3 protein-coding genes are annotated in these 2,528 nt (G+C 40.5%); all 3 read left to right on the top strand.

The window, feature by feature from the left end:
* Window positions 1–19 precede the first annotated feature (19 nt).
* Window positions 20–226, top strand: a complete 207-nt coding sequence (locus B4K11_RS04675; protein WP_422656513.1) for an efflux RND transporter periplasmic adaptor subunit — start codon at window positions 20–22, stop codon at window positions 224–226.
* Entirely contained in the window at window positions 169–1,761 is a 1,593-nt protein-coding gene (locus B4K11_RS04670; RefSeq protein WP_292959251.1) for an efflux RND transporter periplasmic adaptor subunit, read from the top strand. Before B4K11_RS04675 ends, B4K11_RS04670 begins: the two co-directional genes overlap by 58 nt.
* Window positions 1,762–1,775: 14 nt before the next feature.
* Window positions 1,776–2,528, top strand: a 753-nt coding sequence (locus tag B4K11_RS04665) for an efflux RND transporter permease subunit (protein ID WP_292959250.1), incomplete at its 3' end; no start/stop codon positions are given.

Here is a 2,528-nt window from a genome sequence, read left to right as displayed (position 1 = left end):
ATATGATGAAGATAAGCTAATTCATATCCACCCACGGGTTGATGGCTGGATTGATAAACTTTACATCAAAGCAGCAGGTAACCCTGTAGAGAAAGGGCAGCCTCTTTATACACTATATTCTCCTCAGTTAGTTAATGCTNNAAAAAGCCTCTGTATTGGGTTGCACCGATGGATTCTAATTACCGCCGGGACAAGCCCGGTAAGTCGCCTATGGGGATGGATTTAATTCCTGTATATGAGGATGGGTCATCTGGTGAAGACTTTGGCCCCGGAGCTGTAAAAATTGCGCCTCATGTAGTGAATAACCTTGGGGTTCGTACTGCACCTGTGGAGCTGAAAAATATGCATACCGAAATCTCAACGGTAGGTTACGTTCAATATGATGAAGATAAACTGATCCATATTCATCCACGTGTTGATGGTTGGATTGAAAAACTCTATGTCAAAGCAGCAGGTAATCCTGTAAAAAAAGGTCAACCTCTTTATACGCTCTATTCTCCTCAGTTAGTTAATGCTCAGGAAGAGCTGTTAATAGCGTTAAAGCGCAACAATAGTTCTTTAATTTCAGCAGCCAAAGATCGCCTAAAAGCGTTACAGCTTTCAGCAGACTTTGTTCAAAAGCTAGAAAAGACACGAAAGGTTCAGCAAACAATTACCTTTTATTCACCACAAGCAGGTGTTGTCGATGGTTTGAAGGTTAGAGAAGGTTTTTATGTAAAGCCGGGAAACACCTTATTAAGCATTGGCCAGCTAGATCAAGTTTGGGTTGAAGCAGAAGTGTTTGAACGTGACGCAGCCTTAATTAAAAAAGGACTTCCTGTATCAATGACACTGGATTATTTACCCGGAGAGGACTGGGCTGGTGTCGTTGATTATGTTTATCCAACATTGAACAGTAAAACACGCACACTCCGAGTGAGATTGAAATTTGATAACACAGACTATCAATTAAAACCAAATATGTTTGCACAAGTCTCTATTCACGCTAATCAAGCTGATAGCACCATCCTCGTGCCTAAAGAAGCCGTTATTAGAACAGGTAAACAGGACAGAGTAGTACTTGCGTTAGGTGATGGGCAATTTAAATCTATTGAAGTGACTATTGGCCGGGTTGATATCGACAGCATCGAAATATTAGACGGCTTAAATGAAGATGACGTTGTGATGACATCTGCCCAATTCTTGATTGATTCTGAATCAAGTAAAAGCTCTGACTTTAAACGAATGACTCATGATGAAGTGCCTAACTCTGTTTGGATGCAAGGGGATGTTAATAGTGTTATGGCAGGGCACCGCATGGTTAATATTTCACATGGCCCTGCTGAAGCTTGGGATTGGCCTGAAATGGTTATGGATTTTACTGTGGCTGAAAAAGTCGATATTGACTCATTAAAGTCAGGTCAATCTTTGCACTTTGAAGTGAGCAAAACCGAAGACGGTGGATATGAAATTACTGGAATTCATATCATGAGTGAGCCTGAAGTATCATCAGCAACAGTATCTGGTTTGATCAATGCGATTGATATTGATACACGGATTCTAAATATTAGCAGAGGCCCAATAGAGAAATGGGATAGACCTGCTGCGACGATGGATTTTATCGTCGCGGACAATATAGAAATGGTTGATTTCAATGTCGGTGATAATGTCACTTTCACTTTTGAGGTTAGAGATGACTTAGTTATCACTGACATTTCTCTTGAATCAGATGAACAACACGGCAAGGAAAATAAAGCTGCTGTTGATCATTCTAATCATTAAGTGGGAGAAAAATAATGATTGAATCAATTATTAGATGGTCTATCGGCAATCGTTTCTTTGTTTTGTTGATTACCTTAATTATCGCGTTTGGTGGTTTGTATTCATTACAAAAAACACCAGTAGATGCACTCCCCGATCTTTCTGATGTGCAGGTGATAATTAAGACGAGCTATCCGGGACAGGCACCACAAGTAGTGCAAGATCAAGTGACGTTTCCCCTTACTACAGCCATGTTGTCAGTACCGGGAGCGCAAACTGTTCGTGGTTACTCATTTTTTGGTGATTCCTACGTCTATATCATTTTTGATGATGATACTGATTTGTATTGGGCTAGAAGCAGAGTACTTGAATACTTAAGCCAAGTAGCATCAAGCCTGCCTGATTCGGCAAAACCTCAATTAGGACCTGATGCAACAGGTGTGGGTTGGGTATACATTTACGCTTTAACAGATAAGTCTGGAAACCATGATCTAAGCCAATTAAGAAGCATTCAAGACTGGTTCTTAAAGTATGAACTACAAACTGTTCCGGGCGTGTCCGAAGTTGCCGCCGTTGGTGGTATGGTTAAGCAGTATCAAGTGCAAGTAGATCCTGATAAATTGAGAGCTTACGATATTCCTCTAAGTTTAATACAAATAGCCTTACAAAAAGGGAACAAAGAAACTGGCGCATCCGTTGTGGAAATGGCTGAAGCTGAATATATGGTTACCGCAACGGGGTATATTCAATCAGTTAGTGATATAGAGAAAATTCCACTTGGTATTAAC

This window comes from Neptuniibacter sp. UBA6509, assembly GCA_002435145.1.
Taxonomy (GTDB): Bacteria; Pseudomonadota; Gammaproteobacteria; order Pseudomonadales; family Balneatricaceae; genus Neptuniibacter.
The sequence above is the reverse complement of the archived record's forward strand: the minus strand, read 5'-3'. Positions and strand labels throughout refer to the sequence as shown.